Source organism: Halorussus ruber, from assembly GCF_004765785.1.
Lineage (GTDB): Archaea > Halobacteriota > Halobacteria > Halobacteriales > Haladaptataceae > Halorussus > Halorussus ruber.
The window spans coordinates 1-698 of record NZ_SBIT01000035.1 but is presented as its reverse complement, the minus strand read 5'-3'; the positions used below and the strand labels follow the sequence as shown (position 1 = coordinate 698).

Below are 698 nucleotides of genomic sequence, written 5' to 3'. Positions count from 1 at the left end.
GGTCGTGTTTAGTTAAGAGTGAAGGATGAGGCGGGAGTGATTTTGTGCTGATTCATGGCCAAAATCACCCGCCTCAGCGGTTGTAGTGACTGGATTGACTTGGAGTTTGTGGAGCGTGAACGGACACCGCCTCGACTGATGAGGCTCGGTATTCGATTGCATCTTGCCGGATTATCGCTTTCGAATACCGTCTCTGAGCTTGAGAAATTCGGTGTCCAACGGAGTCGAAAAGCAGTCCACGATTGGGTGCAGAAAGCCGGGCTACAGCCCACTGACGGTGAAAATCCGAATCAGATTGCGGTGGACGAAACGGTGATTCGCATCAACGGCGAGCAGTATTGGCTGTACGCCGCCGTCGATCCAGCGACGAATCATTTGCTTCACGTTCGACTGTTTTCGACGTACACAACCGCTTTGACCCAGATCTTCCTCCGGGAACTCCGGGAGAAACACGATGTCGAAGGGAGTCTGTTTCTCGTCGATGGCGCATCACACCTCCAAACTGCACTTGACCGTGCAGGGCTCCGATTTCAGTATGAACGCCACGGAAATCGGAACAGCGCCGAACGTGTCTTCCGCGAGGTAAAACGACGAACCTCATCGTTCAGTAACTGTTTTAGCCATGTCGAACCAGCAACTGCTGAAACATGGTTGCAAGCGTTCGCCGTCTGGCACAATTCCACTAACTAAACACGATG

At 52.4% G+C, this 698-nt stretch carries 1 protein-coding gene; it reads left to right on the top strand.

Features of this window, described 5'->3' with window-relative positions:
- Positions 1-54 precede the first annotated feature (54 nt).
- Positions 55-690 carry an IS6 family transposase gene (locus EPL01_RS21290; RefSeq protein ID WP_135827286.1) on the top strand — a complete coding sequence of 212 codons (636 nt, stop codon included), beginning with the start codon at positions 55-57 and terminating at the stop codon, positions 688-690.
- The last annotated feature ends 8 nt before the right edge of the window (positions 691-698 follow it).